General features: G+C 54.0%; 22 protein-coding genes. 8 read left to right on the plus strand and 14 right to left on the minus strand.

The genetic code is table 11. From position 1 onward, the window contains the following. Window positions 1–46: 46 nt before the first annotated feature. From aceF to BMX66_RS08055, 4 genes are all read right to left on the minus strand, one after another. Window positions 47–1420 carry a dihydrolipoyllysine-residue acetyltransferase gene (gene aceF, locus BMX66_RS08040; protein WP_090880640.1) on the minus strand — a complete coding sequence of 458 codons (1374 nt, stop codon included), beginning with the start codon at window positions 1418–1420 and terminating at the stop codon, window positions 47–49. 252 nt (window positions 1421–1672) lie between these two features. Next, the gene (gene aceE / locus BMX66_RS08045) at window positions 1673–4342 is read right to left on the minus strand and encodes a pyruvate dehydrogenase (acetyl-transferring), homodimeric type (protein ID WP_090880643.1); all 2670 of its coding nucleotides are present in this window, start codon (window positions 4340–4342) and stop codon (window positions 1673–1675) included. Between the two features lie 65 nt (window positions 4343–4407). Further along, entirely contained in the window at window positions 4408–5265 is an 858-nt protein-coding gene (gene folD / locus BMX66_RS08050) for a bifunctional methylenetetrahydrofolate dehydrogenase/methenyltetrahydrofolate cyclohydrolase FolD (protein ID WP_090880646.1), read from the minus strand. A 177-nt stretch (window positions 5266–5442) separates the two neighbouring features. Then, a complete protein-coding gene (locus tag BMX66_RS08055; protein ID WP_090880650.1) occupies window positions 5443–6096 on the minus strand; it encodes a hypothetical protein in 654 nt (217 codons plus the stop codon). A gap of 324 nt (window positions 6097–6420) precedes the next feature. Here BMX66_RS08055 and BMX66_RS08060 point away from each other — a divergent pair, with 324 nt between their 5' ends. The 3 genes from BMX66_RS08060 (at window position 6421) to recQ (ending at window position 10720) form a co-directional block, all read left to right on the plus strand. Then, the gene (locus BMX66_RS08060; RefSeq protein WP_090880653.1) at window positions 6421–7599 is read left to right on the plus strand and encodes an NAD(P)/FAD-dependent oxidoreductase; all 1179 of its coding nucleotides are present in this window, start codon (window positions 6421–6423) and stop codon (window positions 7597–7599) included. Between the two features lie 201 nt (window positions 7600–7800). Beyond that, complete coding sequence (gene pyrC, locus BMX66_RS08065) at window positions 7801–8838, plus strand: dihydroorotase (protein ID WP_090881088.1); 1038 nt, start codon at window positions 7801–7803, stop codon at window positions 8836–8838. Between the two features lie 46 nt (window positions 8839–8884). Then, complete coding sequence (recQ, locus tag BMX66_RS08070) at window positions 8885–10720, plus strand: DNA helicase RecQ (RefSeq protein WP_090881092.1); 1836 nt, start codon at window positions 8885–8887, stop codon at window positions 10718–10720. 44 nt (window positions 10721–10764) lie between these two features. Here recQ and BMX66_RS08075 read toward each other — a convergent pair whose 3' ends face one another. The 8 genes from BMX66_RS08075 to lgt form a co-directional block, all read right to left on the minus strand. Then, window positions 10765–11133, minus strand: coding sequence for a thiol-disulfide oxidoreductase DCC family protein (locus tag BMX66_RS08075; RefSeq protein WP_090880656.1), 369 nt, complete (start codon window positions 11131–11133; stop codon window positions 10765–10767). A gap of 54 nt (window positions 11134–11187) precedes the next feature. Then, window positions 11188–11466: a DUF2442 domain-containing protein gene (locus BMX66_RS08080; protein WP_090880659.1), complete on the minus strand. Its 279-nt coding sequence runs from the start codon at window positions 11464–11466 to the stop codon at window positions 11188–11190. Beyond that, complete coding sequence (locus BMX66_RS08085; RefSeq protein WP_090880662.1) at window positions 11444–11677, minus strand: DUF4160 domain-containing protein; 234 nt, start codon at window positions 11675–11677, stop codon at window positions 11444–11446. The genes BMX66_RS08080 and BMX66_RS08085 overlap by 23 nt, the downstream gene beginning before the upstream one ends. Window positions 11678–11818: 141 nt before the next feature. After that, window positions 11819–12160: a DUF4156 domain-containing protein gene (locus BMX66_RS08090; RefSeq protein WP_090880665.1), complete on the minus strand. Its 342-nt coding sequence runs from the start codon at window positions 12158–12160 to the stop codon at window positions 11819–11821. 262 nt (window positions 12161–12422) lie between these two features. Next, window positions 12423–12755 carry a YnfA family protein gene (locus tag BMX66_RS08095; protein ID WP_090880668.1) on the minus strand — a complete coding sequence of 111 codons (333 nt, stop codon included), beginning with the start codon at window positions 12753–12755 and terminating at the stop codon, window positions 12423–12425. A 194-nt stretch (window positions 12756–12949) separates the two neighbouring features. Beyond that, window positions 12950–13594 (minus strand): SRPBCC family protein, encoded by a 645-nt coding sequence (locus BMX66_RS08100; RefSeq protein WP_090880671.1) that lies wholly within the window; start codon window positions 13592–13594, stop codon window positions 12950–12952. Window positions 13595–13672: 78 nt separating this feature from the next. Then, window positions 13673–14269, minus strand: a complete 597-nt coding sequence (locus tag BMX66_RS08105) for a class I SAM-dependent methyltransferase (RefSeq protein WP_090880674.1) — start codon at window positions 14267–14269, stop codon at window positions 13673–13675. Window positions 14270–14284: 15 nt separating this feature from the next. Further along, window positions 14285–15136, minus strand: a complete 852-nt coding sequence (gene lgt / locus BMX66_RS08110) for a prolipoprotein diacylglyceryl transferase (RefSeq protein WP_090880677.1) — start codon at window positions 15134–15136, stop codon at window positions 14285–14287. Between the two features lie 336 nt (window positions 15137–15472). Between lgt and ilvD the strand changes: the two genes are divergently transcribed. The 5 genes from ilvD (at window position 15473) to BMX66_RS08135 (ending at window position 21191) form a co-directional block, all read left to right on the plus strand. Continuing rightward, on the plus strand, window positions 15473–17146 hold the full coding sequence (ilvD, locus tag BMX66_RS08115; protein WP_090880680.1) for a dihydroxy-acid dehydratase: 1674 nt from the start codon (window positions 15473–15475) through the stop codon (window positions 17144–17146). Window positions 17147–17184: 38 nt separating this feature from the next. Beyond that, a complete protein-coding gene (locus BMX66_RS08120; protein ID WP_090880684.1) occupies window positions 17185–19269 on the plus strand; it encodes a thioredoxin domain-containing protein in 2085 nt (694 codons plus the stop codon). Between the two features lie 19 nt (window positions 19270–19288). After that, the gene (locus BMX66_RS08125) at window positions 19289–19600 is read left to right on the plus strand and encodes a c-type cytochrome (RefSeq protein WP_090880686.1); all 312 of its coding nucleotides are present in this window, start codon (window positions 19289–19291) and stop codon (window positions 19598–19600) included. A gap of 158 nt (window positions 19601–19758) precedes the next feature. Next, window positions 19759–20520, plus strand: a complete 762-nt coding sequence (locus tag BMX66_RS08130; RefSeq protein ID WP_090880689.1) for a YdcF family protein — start codon at window positions 19759–19761, stop codon at window positions 20518–20520. Window positions 20521–20774: 254 nt separating this feature from the next. Next, window positions 20775–21191, plus strand: a complete 417-nt coding sequence (locus tag BMX66_RS08135; RefSeq protein ID WP_090880692.1) for an OsmC family protein — start codon at window positions 20775–20777, stop codon at window positions 21189–21191. 27 nt (window positions 21192–21218) lie between these two features. Here BMX66_RS08135 and coq7 read toward each other — a convergent pair whose 3' ends face one another. Both coq7 and BMX66_RS08145 read right to left on the minus strand, forming a co-directional pair. Further along, window positions 21219–21845 carry a 2-polyprenyl-3-methyl-6-methoxy-1,4-benzoquinone monooxygenase gene (coq7, locus tag BMX66_RS08140; protein WP_090880695.1) on the minus strand — a complete coding sequence of 209 codons (627 nt, stop codon included), beginning with the start codon at window positions 21843–21845 and terminating at the stop codon, window positions 21219–21221. Window positions 21846–21903: 58 nt separating this feature from the next. Beyond that, window positions 21904–23304 (minus strand): (Fe-S)-binding protein, encoded by a 1401-nt coding sequence (locus BMX66_RS08145; protein ID WP_090881095.1) that lies wholly within the window; start codon window positions 23302–23304, stop codon window positions 21904–21906. Between the last annotated feature and the right edge of the window lie 229 nt (window positions 23305–23533).

Here is a 23533-nt window from a genome sequence, read left to right on the forward strand (position 1 = left end):
TACTTATAATGTTTTTATCCTCATGTCTTCGCAAAGGCAACTTTTTCTATAACAATACCCGGCGCAGATCGGCCAGTACCTCGACAAGATGGGAAGTGAAGCGCGCGGCAGTTGCCCCGTCGATTACGCGATGGTCATAGGACAGGGATAACGGCAGCATCAATCGTGGAACAAACTGCCCATCTTGATAGACAGGCTTCATGCTGGTCCGGGACACGCCCAGAATGGCGACTTCCGGGGCATTGATGATGGGCGTGAAAGCTGTGCCCCCAATGCCTCCCAGACTGGATATAGTAAAGCTTGCCCCCTGCATGTCGGCGGGTTTCAGCTTGCCCTCGCGAGCAAGCGTTGCAAGATTGGCCATCTCCCTGCCGATGGCAATCACGCCTTTTTGATCCACATCACGGATCACAGGTACCACCAGCCCATTTGGCGTATCCGCTGCAAACCCGAGGTGGTAATAGTTCTTGATGACGAGATTCATCTCATCGCCGTCGGCAAGCGAGGCGTTGAATTCGGGAAACTTTTTTAACGCTGATATGGAGGCTCGCATCAGAAAAGCGAGTATCGTGACTTTTACGCCCTCTGCTTTTGTCGCCTCATTGGATTCCTTGCGCAAGGCTTCCAGTTCCGTAATATCGGCCTCATCGAACTGCGTAACGTGAGGGATCATTACCCAGTTCCGATGCAAATTCGCTCCGGATATTTTTTTGATACGCGACAGCGGTTTCATTTCCACCGGCCCGAATTTCGCGAAATCAACCTGTGGCCAGGGCAACAGATTGAGTTCGGCCCCGGCGCCCCCGCGCGGCCTTGATAATTCGGATTTCACATAGGCCTGTACATCTTCCTTGAGGATGCGCTGCTTCGGACCGCTACCCTTCACCAGGCCAAGATTCACGCCCAGTTCGCGTGCAAATCGCCTCACTGAGGGACCGGCATGGGCCTTTGCGAAGGCGGCTTCGTCTATCGGAGGGGACGTAAATGTAGCTCGTTGGGACTGCTGCGGAGCCGATGCCGGCGCTGTTTGCGGAGCCGAAGGCTGCCCTGGTTGTGAAGGTCGCCGCGCAGCATCAGCCTCGGCATCTGCACCCCCCTGATGAGAAGGTTCAGACTCGGATACAACCTTTGGAGCAGGGGCTGAAACTGTCTGGGTAGCAGGTGCCGCTTCCTCGGCCTCAGAAACTTCCATGGATAAAATAGGCGAACCCTCGGAAACCTTATCACCTACTCGTACGGATACATCCTTGACTACGCCCGCAAAGGGAGAAGGGACTTCTATAGTTGCCTTATCCGATTCCAGCACGATCACCGGATCTTCCGCCTTGATCGAATCGCCGGGTTTCACCAGCACTTCTATCACGGGAACGTCTTTGAAATCGCCTATATCCGGAATCAATACCTGTTTAGTCTCTGCCACGCCCTCTTCCTTCACTCGTGTTTTACATGTGAACCGATTTGCGATAAAAACGGGGTAACTTGCCTGGCCTTGTTTTTGCCTCCCGACCGCCCGCGCTGTTCGCGCCTGATCCCGGCTGCTTCATCCGTGCTGCCTCGTCTGTCTGTTACAGGAACCGGAAAACGGATCAGGGAAGCGCCAACTGCACAGGTCTACGCGCCTGATATGCATGAGCCGCTTCGCATGCACTTACTCCTCATATATTCCGTTTCCTTACACGGTCACTGGATTAGGCTTGTCCGGATCGATGCCAAACTTGCCTATCGCTTCCGACACCTTTTCCGTTGCGATTCCACCTTCTTCGGCCAGCGCCTTAAGTGCCGCTACGGTAACGTAGTAGCGATCGACTTCAAAGAACTGGCGCAATCGTTCACGCGTGTCGGAACGGCCAAAGCCATCTGTACCCAGTACCTTGTAACGCCCCGGTACAAATTCACGTATCTGGTCGGCAAAAATTTTCATGTAGTCAGTAGCCGCCACCACAGGCCCTTCCCGATCTTTGAGACACGTGCTCACGTAGGGCAACCTTGCGGGAGCGGTAGGATGCAGCATGTTCCAGCGCGCCACATCCAATGCCTCGCGCCTCAGCTCGTTAAAGCTCGTGACGCTCCAGATGTCGGCGGCAACGTTATATTCCTTTTCCAGTATTTCGGCCGCCGCGATAACTTCGCGCAGAATAGTGCCCGAACCCAGCAATTTTACCCGCAAAGCGGGAGCCTTTTCTCCTGCCGAACTGCCTTCGCGAAACAGATACATGCCTTTCAATATGCCTAGCTCCGCATTTGCCGGCATTTCCGGATGCGAATAATTTTCGTTCATTACCGTGATATAGTAATAAACGTCCTCCTGTACCTCATACATACGGCGCAGGCCCTCGCGAATAATAACGGCGAGTTCGTAGGCAAATGTGGGATCGTAGGATATGCAATTAGGAATAGTCGAGGCGGCCAGGTGACTATGGCCGTCCGCATGCTGCAGTCCCTCGCCGTTCAGCGTCGTGCGTCCAGCGGTGCCCCCCAGCAAAAACCCGCGGCAGCGCATATCTCCCGCCGCCCATGCCAGGTCGCCAACACGCTGAAAGCCGAACATCGAGTAGAAAATGTAAAATGGGATCATCTGCACGCCATGGGTACTATAAGCGGTTGACGCCGCCATCCATGACGACATGGCTCCTGCCTCGTTGATGCCCTCTTGCAGAATCTGACCGTTTTTGTCCTCCTTGTACCACATCAATTGATCGGCATCCTGCGGTGTGTAGAGTTGCCCGGTCGATGACCAGATACCCAACTGCCGGAACATCCCCTCCATGCCGAAAGTACGCGATTCGTCCGCGACGATCGGCACTACTCGCTTACCGATACTCTTGTCTTTTACCAGAATATTGAGTATGCGTACGAAAGCCATGGTCGTGGAAGATTCCCGCCCCTCGCCGCTGGCCTTGAGCAACGTATCGAATGCCGATAGCGGCGGTATCTGCAGCGCTTCCGCTTTTCGTTGACGGTGATGGATGAAACCTCCCAACGCCTGCCGCCGCTGATGCATATAGATGGATTCAGGCGAGTCCTTTTCAAATGTCAGATACGGTATATTGTCTATCGTGTCGTCCGCAACGGGCAGCGCAAAGCGGTCGCGGAACGCTTTCAACGACGTGGTGCCCATTTTTTTTTGCTGGTGGGTAATGTTCTGCGCCTCGCCAGCTTCCCCCATTCCATAACCCTTGATGGTCTTGGCAAGGATCACGGTGGGCTGTCCCGTATGCTTTACCGCAGCCGTGTATGCGGCATAGACTTTATGCGGATCGTGACCCCCGCGATTCAAACGCCAGATATCATCGTCGGACATGCTGGCAACCATTTCCAGTAATTCGGGATATTTGCCGAAAAAGTGTTCGCGAACGTAGGCCCCATCTCTCGACTTGAATGTCTGATATTCGCCGTCAACGCACTCCATCATGCGTCGCTGCAGCAAACCTTTGGTATCCTTGGCAAACAGCGGATCCCAGTATGAGCCCCAGATCACCTTGACGACATTCCAGCCAGCCCCGCGAAATGCGGCTTCGAGCTCCTGGATGATCTTGCCATTTCCACGTACCGGTCCGTCGAGACGCTGGAGGTTGCAATTAATGACGAAAATCAGGTTGTCCAGATTCTCGCGTGAAGCCAGCGAAATGGCACCGAGCGATTCAGGTTCGTCCATTTCGCCATCGCCCATGAAGGCCCAGACTTTACGTCCCTGCGTCTTGACCAGTTCGCGGCTGTCCAGATATTTCATGAAGCGGGCCTGGTAAATCGCCATCAATGGCCCCAGACCCATCGATACCGTGGGAAATTGCCAGAAATCGGGCATCAGCCAAGGATGCGGATACGAGGATATTCCCTTTCCCTCAACTTCCCGACGGAAATTATTGAGCTGTTCCTCCGTCAACTCCCCCAGCAGAAAGGCATAGGCGTACAGGCCGGGGGACGAGTGTCCCTGTGCGTATACCAGATCTCCACCATGATTTTCCGATCTGGCGTGCCAGAAGTGGTTGTAGCCGACGTCGTAGAGGGTCGCGGCCGATGCAAAGCTGGCAATGTGCCCCCCCACATTGGAGTTCTTGTTGGCACGCAGTACCATTGCCATGGAATTCCAGCGTACATAGGAACGGATACGGTGTTCCAGCGCATGATTGCCAGGCGAGCGGTCTTCCTTCCCTGGTGGAATGGTATTGATATACGCGGTGGTCGCGCTGTAAGGAAGGTATGCGCCAGAACGGCGGGCTTTTTCCACCAGCCGCTCCAGCAGGTAATGCGCCCGCTCCGTTCCCTCGTGCGTCAGCACGGAATCCAGCGCCTCCAGCCATTCCTGTGTTTCAGATGGGTCTATGTCGGGTATGGGTTCCATATTTTCATCTCGAGATTGTTGGGTGTACCGATGCGGCTCGGCAATGCGACCGGGTTATGCTGCGGCTAAACCCGTGCTTGAGCGCGCTCCGCAGCCTCAATGGTATTACATAGCAGCATGGTGATGGTCATAGGGCCGACGCCGCCAGGTACAGGAGTAATGTAACCGGCTATTTTCTCGACCGGCTCGAAATCCACATCACCCGTGAGCTTACCGTCGGGCATGCGATTGATGCCTACGTCTATCACCACCGCGCCAGGCTTCACCATATTGGCGGTAATCATACGCGGTTTTCCGGTAGCGACCACCAGGATATCGGCACGACTTGTGTGTTCGGCCAGTTGGCGGGTCTTCGATGTGCAAATTGTAACGGTTGCGCCCTTTTGCAATAGCATCAATGCCATCGGCTTTCCCACGATATTGCTGCGGCCTACCACCACCGCATGCTGTCCTTCTATGACAACATTATACTTCTCCAGCATTTTCATCACGCCCTGAGGTGTGCAGGGTGGAAAAATGGTATTGCCGGTGACAAGCGCGCCGACATTATAAAGGTGGAAGCCGTCCACGTCTTTCTCCACCTCGATCGATGCAATTACCTTATCGCCGTCAAAGTGCCGTGGTAACGGCAATTGCACCAGAATGCCATGAATTGCGGGATTTCTGTTCAATTCCTGAATGCGCCGTATCACTTCGTCCTCGCTCGCGCTTTCCGGGAACTCATGTACTTCCGAATAAATGCCAGTATCGCTGCAAGCCTTGGCTTTATTTCGCACGTATATGCTTGAAGCCGGGTTGTCCCCGACAATGACTACCGCCAATCCAGGTTGCATGCCTTTTTCCGCCAAACGCACGGCACGAACCTTCCACTCGGCTCGAACTTCTCGAGCCAACACATTCCCATCCAGGATTTTTGCACTCATTATTTGTTCGAATCGACGATATAAGTGAGTAGATGGACAGGTTCAGTTTGTCCATCCACAGCTTTCATGCTCCGTGGAGACATATTACCGAGCTTGCGGTTTCAAGCGCAATCAGAGCCGTATCCGAGCGCCGACCCGGGGGACCAGCGGAAACCCCTATTCAAAGCGTTCTCCGAATCACGATGGAGGGGGAGTTGGCTGGCTTGGCTTCTTGACCTTCAGTCGATAAATCAATAATCCTATCAAAAAAGTAGGAATAACAACCAAAGCAGCGGCCATCAATCCTGCCGCCAATATATCGATCCCCTCGCTTTTCGGGATGAATATCGTAGTGAGCCAAATTGTCAAAAAAGCGGCTACCGCGCCACCTATGGCCATAATCATCTTGCCCCGCTCGAAAAGCCGCCACAATGCGCCGGAAACACGCGTTTCATCGCGATACTCATCAAAGAGCCTGGTAAGGCTGTCGTCGTTTACTGCAGCCTCATAACCCATGGCCACGGCAAGGGTGTCGGCGCCGTCTTCGACTCGTGACATGTTTCCCAGAAATTCTATTCGCTGTTGAGCCTGCTTTTTTTTCATGCCATCGCTGATGAGCATTGACTGAAGTGCGGCAAAAGCATGATCGCGAGCATTGGACAAGCCTAGACTCTCGCCCTTGCGCCACATAACACCGACCAGATAAAGCTGGATTGTCATCTGCCTGAACTGGGGTGCAAAATCGTAACCTTTGTCCTTGATTTGCGAGAGCTGCGACGCCAGCACCTCGCGCGCATGCTGCACGCAACTATCAATTGCAGACGTTGCCGGCTCAGTGTTCGTGTCAGTCATCGTAGAAATTACGGGCCATGCCCAGCCTTAACTTTGAATTTGTAGAAGAACCCATTATATACTGGCATAAGCCTTATTGAATAAGGATGAATCGGCCGGGTCAGCGCGTGGTCGCGCTGGTGAGCTTAACAATTCATCCATATGAAGTCGAAATCAGGTGACCTTTCGGAAAGGGAGCAGGATTAGTGGGCGCACGAATCATTGGATGGGGCTACCTTTATAGAGTTCCGCAATACGTCGCAACCTTTGCCAAACTAATACCGGAGAAGTTTCGGAATATTATAAATCGGTCATTTTTAACGCGCGTCTACATAGGAAACCATTATGAAACATCACAAATACCTTATCGTCGGCGGCGGAATGACCGCCGATTCTGCCATTCATGGCATCCGGAAGGTCGACCCGGACGGCGCCATTGCCATGATAGGCGAAGAGCAGCACCGGCCTTATGATCGCCCCCCCCTTACAAAATCACTGTGGAAGGACACGCCATACGATTCCATTTGGCGCAACGAGCACGGCCTGAATGTCGCCGTCCATCTGGGCAAAAAGGTGGTAGCAATTGACCCATCAAAGAAAACTGCTACGGATGACGCCGGGAACATCTACACCTACGAGAAGCTTTTGCTTGCCACGGGAGGTCTCGTGCGGCGTTTTCCTGACTTCGACGGAAACATAATCTATTACAGAACGGCGGACGACTACCGCAAGTTGCGGGAATTGACCGAACATGGTTCGGATTTTGTCGTTATCGGCGGGGGCTTCATCGGCTCTGAAATCGCTGCTGCACTTGCAATGAACAGCAAGCGGGTCACGATGATCTTTCCTGAGAATGGAGTCAGCTCGCGTGTTTACCCGCCCCCTCTTGTTGAATTCCTGAGTTCATATTACAGGGAAAAGGGCGTCACCGTGCTGGCGTCTGAAACCGTCAAATCCGTGCGAACCGAAGGAGCCAGAGCAGTCGTGACCACGGGGAGCGGTACGGAAGTTTCCGCCGATGGGGTTGTGGCCGGACTGGGCATTCTCCCCAACACGGAATTGGCCGCACAGGCCGGGCTCAAGATTGACAATGGCATTGTAGTGGACGAATTGCTGCGGACGAGCAATCCCGACATTTACGCGGCGGGCGACGTTGCGAATTTCTACAGTCCCGTATTGGAAAAACGGATGCGTGTGGAACATGAAGATAATGCAAATGTCATGGGAGAAGCAGCGGGCAGGAACATGGCCGGACAATCGGAGCCATATCATCACCAACCATTCTTTTATTCCGACCTGTTTGATTTGGGCTACGAAGCAGTAGGAGAACTGGATTCCAGTCTTGATATCATCGAAGACTGGGTGGAACCTTTCCGTAAAGGGGTGATTTATTATCTGCGTGAAGGACGCGTACGCGGCGTCCTGCTTTGGAACACATGGGGACAAGTTGCTGCCGCCACCCAGTTAATTGCGGAAAAGGCTACGCACACCAGTGAAACGCTGCTCGGCCGCATAACGGACTAAGCAGACCAGGGCAGACCGGGCAGGCTGATTAAACTGGATGCGATTTCATCGCGGTTTTCTTGCAGTATGAAAGAAAGGCGAGCTTGAGCTCAGACATTCCGTTCAGTCATGGCGGGAAGTTCTATTGATTCGGATTCCGGTCCGGCCTGGAACGAAATTCATATTTTTTACCGGCAGATAAGGGAATTATTGGCAGACGTTATCTTGAGCACACTCACCCTCACGCGTCCGGACGACTGGCATCTTCATCTTCGCGATGGCGATCAAATGCGCGCGGTTCTGCCTGATACCGCACGGCGCTTTGCCCGTGCAATTGTCATGCCCAATCTCAAGCCGCCGGTAATAACAACGGAAATGGCGCTGGCGTATCGCGAGCGCATTCTTGCCGGGCTGCCGCAGGGTACGCACTTCCAGCCGCTGATGACGCTCTACCTTACCGACAACACCACAACCTCTGACGTTGTCGAGGCGCAGGGAAGCGGCGCGATATATGGCGTGAAATATTATCCTGCGGGCGCGACGACAAACTCCGCTGCGGGCGTTACCGACATCACCAGATGTTATGGAACGCTTGAAAAAATGGAAGATATCGGTATGCCGCTGCTGGTGCATGGCGAGGTTACCGACCCCGACGTAGACGTGTTCGATAAGGAACAGGTTTTTCTGGACCGGGTGCTGATACCCATTACGCAGCGGTTTCCACGCTTGCGCCTGGTGCTCGAGCATATCACTACCCGCGAGGCGGTAGAATTCGTAACAAGCGCGTCGAGTCACGTCGCCGCCACCATTACCGCTCATCATATGCTGCTGAACCGCAACGCTCTGTTCCAGGGCGGCATCCGGCCACACCATTACTGCCTTCCAGTACTGAAGCGCGAAACGCATCGCCAGAAACTGATCGATGCCGCTACCAGCGGCAACCCGAAATTTTTCCTCGGTACCGATAGCGCGCCCCATTCCAGATCCACCAAGGAAACTGCCTGCGGCTGTGCGGGTATCTACACGGCTCATGCGGCGATCGAGCTCTATGCGGAAGCCTTCGAACAGGCGGGCGCACTGAATAAGCTGGAAGCCTTCGCCAGCTTTCATGGTGCGGATTTCTACCAGCTGCCACGCAACCGAGACAGTATTACGCTGAAGAAGGAAAGCTGGAACGTCCCCGCGCAGTTGGAATTTGGAGGGGAAACATTGGTCCCGCTGCGCGCGGGAGAAAACCTGCTCTGGAAATTGATTGGCTAACGCGCAAACACTGCAAGAACGCAAGCTTTCCGAAGCTTCCTTGGAAATACCGCCCCGCGCTCTCGCCATTCTCAAAGACATCTTCGGTTACCCTGCTTTTCGCGGGCGCCAAGACGAGGTGATCCCACACGTTGCCGGAGGCGGAGATTGTCTGGTATTGATGCCCACCGGCGGCGGTAAGTCGTTGTGCTACCAAATTCCCGCGTTATTACGCGACGGGGTTGCAATCGTAGTATCACCACTGATTGCGCTAATGCAGAATCAGGTAGCGGCGTTGCATGAAGTTGGGGTGCGTGCGGCATTTCTCAATTCTTCCCTGGCACAGGCGGAAGCCGCAGCAATCGAGCGCGGCATGCTGACCGGGATGCACGATCTGATATATGTAGCACCCGAGCGGTTGTTAACGTCACGCTTCCTCGATCTGCTCGCCCGTACCCCACTCTCGCTGTTTGCCATTGATGAGGCGCACTGCGTGTCCCAGTGGGGGCATGACTTCCGCCCGGAGTACATCCAGCTTTCGATTCTGCATGAGCGTTTTCCAAACGTACCGCGAATTGCGCTGACGGCAACTGCGGATAACGTGACACGCAAGGAAATCGTTGAGCGGCTCGGGCTCGAGGGCGCCCGCATTTTCATTTCCAGCTTCGACCGCCCCAATATTCACTACCAGATCGTGGACAAAGTGAACGGCAAGGTGCAATTGCTTGATTTTATCCGTGCTGAACACAACGGCGACGCGGGCATTGTCTACTGCCTGTCGCGCAGGAAAGTCGAGGAAACGGCGGTATGGCTGGCCGAGAAAGGCATACGCGCACTTGCATATCATGCCGGCATGAACGCGTTGGAGCGCAGCCGCAATCAGGAACAATTTCTGCGCGAAGACAGCATCGTGATGGTCGCTACGATTGCATTCGGCATGGGCATAGACAAACCGGACGTGCGCTTCGTCGCTCATCTGGACCTCCCCAAAAGCGTGGAAGGCTACTATCAGGAAACGGGCCGTGCTGGGCGCGATGGTCAAGCGGCCAGCGCATGGATGGCTTACGGTTTGGGCGACGTCGTGCAGCAGCGGCGCATGATCGAGAGTTCCGAGGCGGAAGCGCAGTTTAAACGCATAGCATCAACCAAGCTTGAAGCACTGCTGGCGCTGTGCGAGTCCACCACTTGCCGTCGCGTGCGCCTGCTTGATTATTTCGGCGAGACTGCAGCAAGCACTGCTTGCGGCAATTGCGATGTCTGTCTCAATCCGCCACAAGTGTGGGATGGCACGGTAGCAGCGCAAAAGGCGCTATCTTGTGCGTTCCGTACCGGTCAGCGCTTTGGCGCCGGCCACCTTATTGATGTACTGCGCGGCAATGATACCGGGCGGGTGAGGCAATGGGGTCACGACAAGGTCAGCACGTTCGGTATCGGCAGGGACCTGGACGAAAAGACGTGGCGGGCGATATTCCGCCAACTGGCCGCACTCGGCTTGCTCACTGCGGATGCCGAGGGTCACGGTTCGCTGTGTCTCACCGCAGCCAGCCGAGCGGTGCTGAACGGAAGTCAAACAATATTTCTGCGCCTGCAGCGTGAGCGTAAGAAAACCGCGGCCAAGAACCGGTCTGTGCGCGAAGAAAAGTTTGTCACGCTTGAACCGGCGGCTCAGGCACTGTGGACGCGTCTGCGCGCATGGCGCACCGAGGTGGCAAAGCGACATGGCGTTCCCGCTTATGTTGTATTTCACGATGCAACGCTGATGGAATTAGTGCGCTTGCGCCCGCAAACAGAAGATGGGCTGAGCCAAATACCCGGTATTGGTACCCGTAAACTGGAGAGTTATGGTGTCGAACTGCTTGAGATTATTCGGTTCGGACTGGATTCCGGATCAGGCCCGGAATGACGGATTTTTATCGCACTTTATCGCCGGATAAATAAGCGCGGCCACTACCAATGCCTCTTGGCGAGGTTCCAGCGGTAAAGCAGCCGGGCAAAGATATTGTACGCCAAGTGCGTAAACTGCCTTAGGACGGGCAATCGCAACAGTTTCGCAAGCCAGCGCTGGCCGGGCGTTTGTGACCATAACCGCGTGAAAGCATCCGCTCCGACATTGAGACGCCCATCCGGGTCTTTGACATACAACCGCTCCCGCACCTGCTCCAGTGAAGCGCCTACCTCAGACGCGGCTTCCGGATGTGTATGCACATCGACCCATTCAACGTCCTTGATGCCGCATGCTTCCATACGCTCGCGCTGATCCTGGATACCTGCATTACAAACAGGGCATGCGCTGTTGTAATAAACCTTGCTGACCATGTTCCACTCGTGCTTGTACCGCGAAAATGTTATGCAAGTAAACTGGCGCAGGCTTTATCTTCCTGTCCGATTGAATGAGGGGTCAGACTTGGCAATCAAGGGAAAGTGATTAGGGTTGCGAATTGATTCTACTGCCAGATCAATATCTAGCAGAGGCCAATAAAGATGATTAGGTGCTGGCCATTCAACAGTAGTAAGCTGTTCCAATGTGGCTTGCCTGAACCAGGGAAATTCCGCGAAAGGAACAAAAAGTTCTTCGTCCTTTAAAAGCAACCAGAACCCTTTGTTCGATGCCAGAGAAACTTCCACTTCAGAAGTAGCTGCGCCAGGCATGGATAATCTCCTCATGATTTTCTCGCACTAATAACAACGCCTCATTGAGTTGTTTGTTTGAAAGCCCTTGATTCAGCGCCAGCTCAATTTTTGGCTCCAGCCAGAACTTGGCTTCTCCATCCGTATGGGTGACATGAATATGCATACGCGATTCCTCACGTGAGAAGAAGAAAAAACGAAATGGGCCTTGACGAAACACGGTGGGAGCCATGCGCAAATCATAGCAGTTTCGGTGGCTTACAGGCCCTCCCTAGATCCCAATGCAGAGCTAAGCGGCGCGGCGCCCAGCGCCCGCACTTTAGTGTCGTGTTAAATCAGTTTATTAGCTTTGCGTTAAAATGTTCATTGAAATCTACTCACATCGGTAGACAACACCGAGGACAGTAGTGTTTGACGTGCCTTTACTACCCCATGCGTTGGTATTACTTGAGTCTTGCACCCAGACATAGTTTCCACCCATTTCAGCAGCCTTGTTGCGCAGGTCGTTCCTGGCGCCGATGAGGAGATTTTTGTTTGATGTGTAGTCGCCCGTGAACCAGTTGCCCTGTGAGCCCACAACATCACCGAGCGGTTTGCAACTACCCGTCGGTTTTTCCGTTACGAGTTCGACGGATTTTCCCTCCGGCGTCGTTGATATCGCTGAACAGCCAGCAAGAAGAAGAATTGATACAGCGGCACCTATTTTCACGACCATCTATTTTTCTCCTGGACAATTTATATTTTATCTTCTTTGAATCATTACTCTTTGAACTACAGAATAGATGCCATGGCTTGACCTCTGGAGTTTAGCCTCTGGATTCCCGTGGGAAAGACGAACTCCCCTTTCTCTGATGGCTGACTCCTGACCAACCTGAAAAGAAATGTTTAAGAGATTGTAAGGTTTCAGATGGCGAAGTCAACAGAGCGGCAACCGGTCGAGACCAAACAATTTTAGGGCATCAGTCGGCCCATTCGACTTATGCATGTCTCGGACCAAACATGATGATGGCCATGCCCGCAAGCGCCACCAGAGAACCGGCCACATCCCAGGCGGTTGGCCTGATACCCTCCACTGCCCATAACCAGAGCACCGCTACGAAAACATAGACGCCTCCGTATGCTGCATAGGTCCGGCCTGCCGCTGTCGGATGGAGCGTGAGGAGCCATGCAAACAATGCAAGGCTTGCGGCAGCGGGCATAAGAAGCCACACGCTATGGCCCTGCCTGAGCCAAAGGTAAGGCAGATAGCAACCGATGATTTCAGCAATTGCCGTCGCCAGGAAAAGAAAAAATATTTTCAGCTCAAACATTTGGATTGGCGAATAATTGTTGGCCAGCTCTTCAATCTTGTCCTGCGCGGTTATTCTTGCAGGGACTCTCAGCGTTTTGCTTCATTTGTCATGACTGACCCGGTATAACCCATTGTTGGAAATATTCGATCTGAATCCCTACCGGCCGTTCCGTCAATTTGTACAGCGGCCAATTGTGGTCTTCCCAGATATATCTACTTCTCGAGGGCGCCCATCTTCTCGATAGACCTTTTTTTCACGGCCTCAAAGAGTTCCGGTATCGCAATCGTATTCGACAGGTTGACGACAAAATCTGGAATCAGGCCGCCGGGATTGGTTAACAACCTATAGGTGAGCCGCGTGCGCTTGCCTCCGCTGAGAGGTTCTGCGAGCCACGAACCTTCATTGAGCCTGACCCGCACCACACCCTCGACCTCCGGCTGGGCCTCGGGACTTGCCGTCCAGTCAATTCTGAAGACATTGCCATTCAAAGCTATGCCGCGCGTCATCCTGACTTTGAGCGGGTAGTCGCGCTCGTTTACGAACGGCGGGGCGATACGCGCGTAAGTGACAACCTCGCTATCACCCTCGCGGCTGAGCACCCGCGACTCCTTTACGTACGGCATGAATTCCGGATAGCGCTCGAAATCAACAAGAACATTGAAAACGACTTCCGGCGGGACCTCCACCTCGGAGACCGCCACGATGCTCCGATCCTCTTCCACATCCTTCGTGAAAATGACAAGCTCGCTGCTGCGGTGGGCCTCGGTCCAATCCGGCCCCGGACTCTTCACATCGAGTGCCTGCGCAGTTGAGACGGCGAGTACAGCGGCGACAGCGAAAGCAGCAATGCGGCGCATGGGATTTCCGGTAAATATCTGGTTGGTTTCGACGCGGGGTAAACCGGGTAAGGGATTTTACTTCCATTCTGCATCGACTCAGTCCTTGATCAGGCGGATACTGCGAAACCAGCCACTTGCCAGCGCCGGCACATCCGCTTCCAGTTTCAATTGCGGAACGCTCGCGAGCACTTCCTCGAATACCACATCCAATCGTGTAACAAGATGTTGTGACAACAGATTCAAGGTTCGCCTCAGCCACGCAGTTTCGCCCGGCTTGAGAAATTTATCGAGTATCAGCACGCTTCCACCCGGTTTCAGTACACGTGCGGTTTCTCGCAAGCAGGCGGTTGCATCGGGAACTATCGCGAGAATCAAATGCAGCACCACATGATCGAAGTACACATCTGCAAACGGCAGCGACATGCTATCCCCTTGGACGAGATCCACATCAAGATTTCCAATCCGGGGTTTTACGCGGCTTAGCATAGCGGCGGTAAGGTCCAAGCCGATATAACGATGGCATGATGGAAGATAGGGTAGATCCAACCCGGAACCGATACCGCTGATGAGGATATTCAGATCACCCTGCTGCGGTAATTGCGCAAGGCTTGCCGCGCGCACGCCGGTCCCCGCGGCTGCCAGCAAGGCATCGTAAATCGGGGCGATAACGGTGTAGGAATGGCGCAAGGACATGAGGGAAAGCCGCTTCTACCTGCGATTGCGATTGCGATTCCGCTTACCAGTTGAAACCGGCACGTCTGGCTTGTACGACGGAGCAGCCCGAGTACGGTAAGCCCAGGCTATCATGATTACTCCCGCTACAATCATTGGCAGCGACAACCATTGGCCCATGCTGATGCCCAACGTTAGCACGCCCATAAAACCATCCTCGGGCTCACGAAAAAATTCCGAGACCGAGCGGAATACGCCGTAACCGATAAGAAACATGCCCGAGACCGCTCCCACCGGTCTGGGTTTCGCGGAATAAATCCACATCAACGCAAAAAATGCCAGCCCTTCCAGTGCAAATTCATAAAGCTGGGAAGGGTGCCGTGCGAGGCCGTCCACATTGGGAAAGATCATGCCCCAGGACACATCGGTTGGACGCCCCCATAACTCGGCATTGATGAAGTTACCGATGCGTCCCGCGCCCAGCCCCAGCGGTACGAGTGGCGCGATAAAGTCCGTTACAGCGAGCCACTGCAATTTGTACTTTCGGGCCAGCAGCGCCATGGCGCTTATCACACCAAGAAAACCGCCGTGAAATGACATGCCGCCCTGCCAGACCGCAAGGATTTCCAACGGGTGCTGAAGATAGTAGCCGAACTGATAAAATAACACGTGGCCCAGGCGGCCACCCAATATTACTCCCAGCACGCCGTAAAACAGCATATCGTCGAGCATGCTGATGGTAAACGCCCCTTGCGGATTTTGCTTGATGCGATAGCGCCCCATCAGTATGAACAGCGCAAATCCGATGAGATACATGAGCCCATACCATCGCACAGCGAGAGGTCCGAGGTGGATGGCGATGGGATCGAACTGCGGGTGAACGAGCATGGGATTCGGCTTTTTGAGGTAAAATAATAATAGTCAACGAACAAACGGGACAAACGCCATGCCGGCGAAAACCAGGAACCTGTGGCGTGCAGAAATACGCATTCAATTGTTGGTTTAGACTGGACTCGGGGTCAAGTCCAAATGACGAATTGAAATATTTCTTCGCCAGACAGTGATTATACATATGGCAACCTCCATCCGCCGCTGAGGGGATGGAAAAGCAGCTGCCAGCCGCTCTTCTTTCTATATGACGGCTCAAGATTAATAGCACTTCCTTCATCTTCTCCGTGATTCAAGTACCTTCCAAAGTTTTTTCCACGTTCTCAAGGAGTATTCATGGCAGATAATCAGCGCAGCCGGGCTATCACACAGGGGGCGCAACGCACCCCCAACCGCGCCATGCTGCGGGCGGTAGGTTTCAGCGACAACGATTTCGACAAACCCATCGTCGGCGTGGCAAACGGCTTTTCCACCATTACGCCCTGCAACAAGGGACTGAATGAACTGGCGATGGGCGCCGAGCAGGCGTTGAAAGAAGCCGGCGCAATGCCACAGATGTTTGGCACCATCACTGTGTCCGATGGCATCTCCATGGGGACGGAAGGCATGAAATACTCACTGGTTTCGCGCGAAGTGATCGCGGACTCGATCGAGACGGCCGTGCAGGCGGAAAGCATGGATGGCGTCATTGCAATTGGCGGCTGTGACAAGAACATGCCGGGTGCAATGATCGCGATGGGCCGGATGAATGTTCCCGCCATTTTCGTTTATGGCGGAACCATCAAGCCCGGCCGCTACAAAGGAAGAGACCTCACCATCGTCAGCGCTTTCGAAGCCGTTGGGCAATATACGTCGCACAAAATAGATGAAAAGGAATTGCTCGAAGTGGAACGCCATTCCTGTCCGGGGGCCGGCTCCTGCGGCGGCATGTTTACCGCCAATACCATGTCTTCGGCGTTCGAAGCGATGGGAATGAGCCTGCCTTACTCTTCCACAATGGCAGCGGAGGATGACGAGAAGCACGAGAGCGCCATCCGCTCTGCGGAAGTGCTGGTTGATGCAATCAGAAAACAGATCCGCCCACGCGACATCATCACGAGAAAATCCATAGAAAATGCGATTTCGGTCATTATGGCGGTAGGCGGTTCCACCAATGCCGTCCTGCACTTTCTGGCTATTGCCCACGCGGCGGAAGTGACATTAACCATCGACGATTTTGAACGGATACGGGGCAAGGTGCCCGTGCTGTGCGATCTGAAACCCTCGGGACGGTATGTGGCTACCGATCTGCATAAAGCGGGTGGTATTCCCCAAGTGATGAAAATGCTGCTCGAACACGGCCTGCTGCATGGCGATTGCATGACCATAAGCGGCGCGACAGTGGCGGAAGTATTAAAGGATATTCCCCCGATACCCCGCAAGGATCAGGATGTCATCCGGCAATGGGAAAATCCAATGTATGCGCAGGGCCATCTTGCCATACTTAAAGGTAATCTTGCCACTGAGGGTTGTGTGGCCAAAATTACCGGGGTAACAACACCAAGAATTACGGGCCCGGCACGGGTATTCGAGTCGGAAGAAACCTGCATGGCTGCTATCCTTGCTCGCGAAATCCAGCCTGGCGACGTGGTTGTAATACGTTATGAAGGCCCCAAAGGGGGTCCCGGAATGCGGGAAATGCTTTCCCCCACATCCGCCCTTATCGGAGAGGGCCTTGGGGATTCGGTGGGACTCATCACCGATGGCCGCTTTTCCGGCGGCACTTACGGGATGGTGGTGGGCCATGTCGCACCCGAAGCTTTCGTGGGCGGCACTATCGCGCTTGTACATGAAGGGGATTCGATAACCATCGATGCCGAGCAACGGCTGCTGCAGCTTAATGTTCGAGGAGATGAACTGGCGCGGCGCCGCGCTGAATGGAAGCCGCCTCACCCGCGCTATACGCGTGGCGTATTGGCAAAATATGCGAAGTCCGTATCGAGCGCCAGCCGGGGAGCCATCACGGATTAATAGTACCTGTACAAATACTATTTCAGTCACTATCGCCCATGCCCAACCATCTCGCCACCGAAACCAGCCCCTACCTGCTTCAGCACGTCGACAACCCTGTGGACTGGTATCCATGGGGGGAGGAAGCGCTGGCGCTGGCTCGTTCTCGGAATAGGCCGATACTGCTTTCCATCGGCTATTCAGCCTGCCACTGGTGTCATGTCATGGCGCACGAATGCTTCGAAGACGCGGAAGTCGCTGCTGCGATGAACCAGAATTTCGTCAACATCAAGGTGGATCGAGAGGAACGCCCTGATATTGATCAGATTTACCAGATAGCCCTTTACATGCTGACCCAACGCAGCGGTGGCTGGCCGCTGACCCTGTTTCTGACGCCCGATCAAAAGCCGTTCTTCGGCGGCACGTATTTCCCCAAAACACCGCGCCATGGTTTGCCCGGCTTTCTCGATTTGTTGCCGCGCGTGGCCCAGACCTATCATGTTCGCGGTACAGAGATCGAGCGTCAAAGCGCGTCGCTGCTGAAGTCGTTTGCCAACATGCTGCCATCAAAAAGCACGGTGACGCCGGAATTTTCGGTGCAGCCGTTTGATCAGGCGCTAACGGAGTTGAAGAACCGGTTCGATTCCGCAAATGGCGGTTTTGGTGATGCGCCAAAATTCCTTCACCCCACGGAACTGGAATTTTGCTTGCGCCGTTACTTTGCGACAGGTAATGACGAAGCCTTGCGAATGGCAACCCATACCCTGCAAAAGATGGCGGAGGGGGGCATCTACGACCAGTTGGGCGGGGGTTTCTGCCGCTACAGTACGGATCAGTACTGGCACATTCCACATTTCGAGAAAATGCTTTATGACAATGGCCCGTTGCTGCGGCTTTATGCCGATGCATGGCTTGCGTCTCACAATCCTTTGTTCAAACGGATCGTGGAGGAAACAGCCGAATGGGTAATGCGCGAAATGCAACCGCAAGGCAGAGCCGGAACCGGCGGAGGTTACTATTCGACACTGGATGCCGATTCGGAAAACGAGGAAGGCAAGTTCTACGTATGGGATCGCAGCCAGTTGGCGCAAATTCTGTCACCGGAAGAGTATGCCGTCATTGCGCCACATTACGGTCTCATGGGCAGTCCAAACTTCGAACACAAGCACTGGAATCTGGTAGTGACCGAACCGCTGGAGGAAATTGCCAAAGGTATTGGTATCAGCCAGAAGGAAGCCCGGGAAAGACTTGCGTCGGCGCGCAGAAAACTGTTCGCCGAGCGCGAACTGCGCGTGCATCCGGGTCGTGACGAGAAAATTCTGACCAGCTGGAATGGCCTGATGATCAAGGGAATGGCGCGTGCGGGTCGTGTATTCGGACGCGATGATTGGATACAATCGGCTGCTCGGGCGGTGGATTTCATTCGCGCTACGTTATGGCGGAATGACCGCCTGCTGGCAACTTACAAGGATGGCAACGCCCATCTCAATGCGTATCTGGACGATCATGCATTTCTGCTGGACGGTTTACTGGAACTGATGCAGGCTGAGTTCCGCCAGGATGATCTGGATTTTGCCATTGCGCTGGCCGATGTGTTGCTGGAGCAATTCGAAGACAAACAGGCGGGGGGTTTTTTCTTTACCAGCCATGATCATGAAAAGCTGATTCATCGCCCCAAGCCGAGCCATGATAACGCCACGCCTTCAGGCAATGGCGTGGCGGTGTACGCTCTGCAGCGGCTGGGTTATCTGCTGGGCGAGTCCCGTTATCTGGAAGCGGCAGAGCGTACCCTGGGCTTGTTCTTTCCCACCATATCCCGCTACACGAGTTCCTCTTGTAGCCTGCTTGCAGCGCTGGAGCAATCGCTGACGCCGCCGCAAATTATCATCCTTCGTGGAGAAGCGCGTGCCCTGACGGAATGGGAAAATGCGTTGCGGTGCAGTTCCCCCTACACCCTTGTGCTTGTGTTGCCCTCGGAACTTGTTGGGCTGCCGCCGAGTCTGAGTAAACCAGCAGCAGTGAATAATGCTGTCAACGCCTGGGTCTGCCACGGCGTTAAATGCCTACCGGAGATCTCCGACTTGCGGGAATTGCTGCGTGTCTGCGAAATTCAAGGTAAGATAGGTCCCCTTTCTATAAATTAATCGGATAAAAGGAGAAAGTATGAAAGCTGTCTGGATAGGAATGGTTGCGGCATCAGCCCTTCTAACGGTAGGTACCGCGCAAGCGAACCCCGATTTGGCAAAAAAAAGCGGGTGCCTGAATTGTCACACCGTTGACAAGAAATTGGTCGGGCCGGCACTCAAGGATATCGCAGCCAAGTATAAGGGCGACGCGAAGGCCGTGGACAGTCTGGCAGTAAAAGTGCAGAAAGGAAGCCAGGGAGTTTGGGGCCCGGTTCCGATGCCACCGAACGCAAAGGTCAATGAGGCTGATGCCAAAGCTTTGGTACAGTGGATTCTAACGCTCAAATAATAACTGGGGGTTAAATCTGAAAAAAGCCGACGCATTGCCGCGCCGGCTTTTTTATTCCCCATTCGCAAACGTTATGCCAGGAAGGTAACCGTCTCCTCGCACAAGTTTTATGCCGAATAATAAAAGTACGTTTTGGGGCCTTACTCGCGAATCAAATCATGAGCTGGTTTGCGACTAACCTGACAAGCGCATTTCTACTCCCTCCGTTCAATCTTATTCTATTGAGCGCCGCGGGGATTCTGCTTCTGAAGACCCGGCCGGGGCTGGGCAAGGGGCTGATGGTCACGATGCTGGCGCTGTTTTATCTCCAGTCCACTCCAATTGTGGCTGACACGCTGTTGCAAAAACTGGAAACACGCCCCAGGCACAGCCCCGCCGATAATGATGTTGAGGCCATTGTCGTGCTGGGCGGAGGTACATACTACAACGCCCCGGAATATGGCAATGATACGGTGGGCCGTTATACACTCGAGCGCGTCCGTTATGCCGCGCGGCTGCATCGCCTCACAGGCAAACCTCTACTGGCGACGGGTGGGGCACCGGTCGGCAATAGCTCTTCTGAAGCGGCTCAAATGAAAACGGTGCTGGAAAGAGAATTTCAGGTGCCGGTTAAATGGATAGAGGGCGCTTCGCGCAACACCCGTGAAAACGCGTACAAGACTTTTGCGATACTCAAAAGGGACGGGGTCAGCCGTATCGCGCTTGTCACGCATGCCTGGCATATGCCGAGGGCGGCCAGAGAGTTCGAGCAGGCGGGGTTTAAGGTTATTCCCGCGGCGACTGCATACACTACGCGATATAAGACGGATATATTCGCATTCATTCCGACGGCTGGAGCGCTGCTAAGAAGCAGTTTATTCTTCCATGAGGTCATCGGCCTGTTATGGTATCGGCTGATTCCCGTTTCAGATCAGCTTTGAAACCTCCCTTCTTCACGGCCCCGGAACCCGCTCTCATCTTGTACTTTCACGTACTTTCAAATATTTATTGCTTTGTATAATTTGCGTGCATCATGAGAATTGCCACCACCGTAGTCTGCTTTCTCCTGCAAGTCATTGATACCCATCGTTTATTTTTTGACTATTTGCTGCCAGGAAAAACGAACTAATCTGCGAACTCTTTGTTCACCAGAACGATATTAAAATAACGCTTCAAATCCTCGGAAAGGAACAGCATGAAAGCGCGCATTGAATGGAAGGATGGAATGAGTTTTCTGGCTGAGTCCGGCAGCGGTCATACGGTGCTGATGGATGGGCCGCCAGAAGCCGGCGGTAAAAACTCCGGTCCGCGTCCGATGGAAATGTTGTTGATGGGGACCGGCGGTTGCGCGGCCTTTGACGTTGTGCTGATTCTAAAAAAGAGCCGCCAGGACATCAGCAATTGCGAGGTGGAAATAGAGGCGGAGAGGGCTCCGCAAGAACCCAAGGTATTCACCCGAATTCATTTCCATTTTATCCTGACCGGCAAAAAACTTAATCCTCAACAGATAGAGCGGGCGATCACTCTTTCTGCGGAGAAATATTGCTCAGCTTCTATAATGCTGGGAAAAACCGCGAAACTGACCCACGACTTTGAAATCGTGGAGGCGTGAAAATTTTCTTTCGGTCAAATTTTTCGTTCAAACCCAATATGCGGTTCCCGTCATCACTTTTGATCCCAGGTTCATCATCAGCTTCACAGGCATCGGCAATTCCACGCCACCGTGCGACATGGCTGAGGTAGCATGACCGGCTTCGTCGATCTGCATCTGCGCGACGATGGCGCGGCTTTTTTCATCGTGATGCGGTAAGCGCTTCAAATGCCCAGCCAAGTGGGCCGTGACCTGACGTTCGGTTTCGGCGAGAAATCCAAGGTTCCATTTATCGCCAAGTACGCCCGCCAGGGCGCCAATGGCAAACGATCCACCGTACCATAACGGATTTAGTATACTCTTGCGCCCGCTCAGTTCGGCAATGCGCCGCTCGGTCCAGGCAAGATGCTCTGTTTCCTCCCGCGCAGCTTGCGCCAGCGTGTGCTGCACCTCCGCGTTACGCGCGGTAAGCGCCTGTCCCTGATACAGCGCTTGCGCGCAGATTTCGCCGGTGTGATTGATGCGCATCAGAGCGGCAGACTCATGTTTCTCCGAATCATCCAATCCGGCCTCGGGCAATTGAGTACCGGGAACAGGCCGCAGCGTTTGTGCCGGCGTCAGCAGAGTGCGCAATGCATGGTCGAAACTGATGATGAATTTATCCAGATTTGGCATGGTAAGTCCTCAGGCGACTATGAAAATAATATCGGATAAGAGCGGTAAGAGCGATGTTTCAGGATCGTATATTCATCTGCCGCGCTACAAGTGTCACTGGATGCACCACTTCAATCTCTGAGCCTGCTTCGCGCAATGCACTTGCAATATGCATGGCGCAACCCACGTTGGAGGTGGCTAGATACCTCGCGCCGCTCGCGTTCAACGCACCAATTTTATCACGCAGCAGCACGCTCGCCATCTCCGGCTGGTCGAGAAAATAGGTTCCGGCCGCCCCGCAGCACTGATCGTTCCCGGCAAGCGGTTCGATCAGCACGCCTGGAACGCGTTTCAATAACGTGTATGGATGGGCTGCGCCCCGTAGCACATTGCGCAGACTGCAGGGCTCGTGCACAGAGATTTTGTGAGGCAAGGGTGCCAGCTTCACGTCATCCCATCCTTCAGCTACCGCAAGAAACGCGCTGATATCCATGACCTTGGGCGGCGGTCCGCCTTTCAAGTCATCCTGCCTTGCTTGCTGTTGTACTGGAGTGGATTTTCTTGACGGTTGCGATGCCGGGAAGAAGGAATACTCCGCCAATTGCACGCCGCACCCTGACGCTGTGCTGATAATCGCGTCCAAATTCAACCCATCGAAAGCTTTCGTATTCTCACGCGCCAGTTGCGCCGCCGCCTGCATATCACCGCCGTGCTGGTGCAGGGCGCCGCAGCAGGTTTGCGTGGGCGGCACATGCACCGTATAACCCAGACGATTAAGTACCAATATTGTCGCGTTAAGCGTCGGAGCGTCCGTCAGCCGCGCTACGCAACCGAGGAATAAACCTACATCTCCGCGTGACTTGCCGATCGAGGGGTAAATTCCCTGCCATGATCGACTATTACTCGTTCCGCTTGACAACGAGCAAGGCTTGTCGACATGTGGCAACTGCGCCTCCAGCAGGGCGAGTTTTGTTTGCCGCAACAAGCCTGATTTACGCACCAATTTCTGCAAACCGCTTCCCTCGTAGAAACGGAAGAGCGGGCGCAACGCGTCGATGCGTTCTGGTTTTGCGACCAGTTCCCGTTCCACCCATCTTCGAAACCAGGGTTTCCGCATCCCCGTTTTTTCCCTCAGGAGATCGGGTGGCGAGGATGCCATCATGGCACGAGCCCCATCCATCAATTGCCCAAAACGTACATGATTCGGGCAGACCGCCTCACAGGCGCGGCACGTAAGGCAGCGGTCCATATGCAGTTCAAAGCGTTCATTCATCGGAATGCGCCCTCCGGCAACCCCGCTCATCAGGGCGATGCGCCCACGAGGCGAATCGGCTTCCGATTGTGTGATGCGATAGGTGGGGCAATGGGGCAGGCAAAGACCGCACGAGACGCACAGGTTCGCTTCCGCGCTTATTTTGGCGCTTATTTCGACGCTCGGCGAATCGGGAGAAAAATTGGGCGGAAGATCAGTAGGCTTCATGATCATGTGTCCGCTGATAAAAGCCGTAGACTGTTTTTCCTACTTCTACTTCTGTTGGAACGCGTGGCATTCGAAAAGTCTACTCGCTAAAGCATTCAAAAGGTAGAGGGGGTAGAAGGCAATTGGACATCTCCCAGACATCAGGAATCGCTCTATGGGTGCTGACCTGACTCGGGTAACTCGGGCAATTTTAAGTAATACGTGACACTTGTAGAAGGCCAGCGACGCA

The sequence above is a fragment of the Nitrosovibrio sp. Nv6 genome (genome assembly GCF_900110495.1).
GTDB lineage: Bacteria > Pseudomonadota > Gammaproteobacteria > Burkholderiales > Nitrosomonadaceae > Nitrosospira.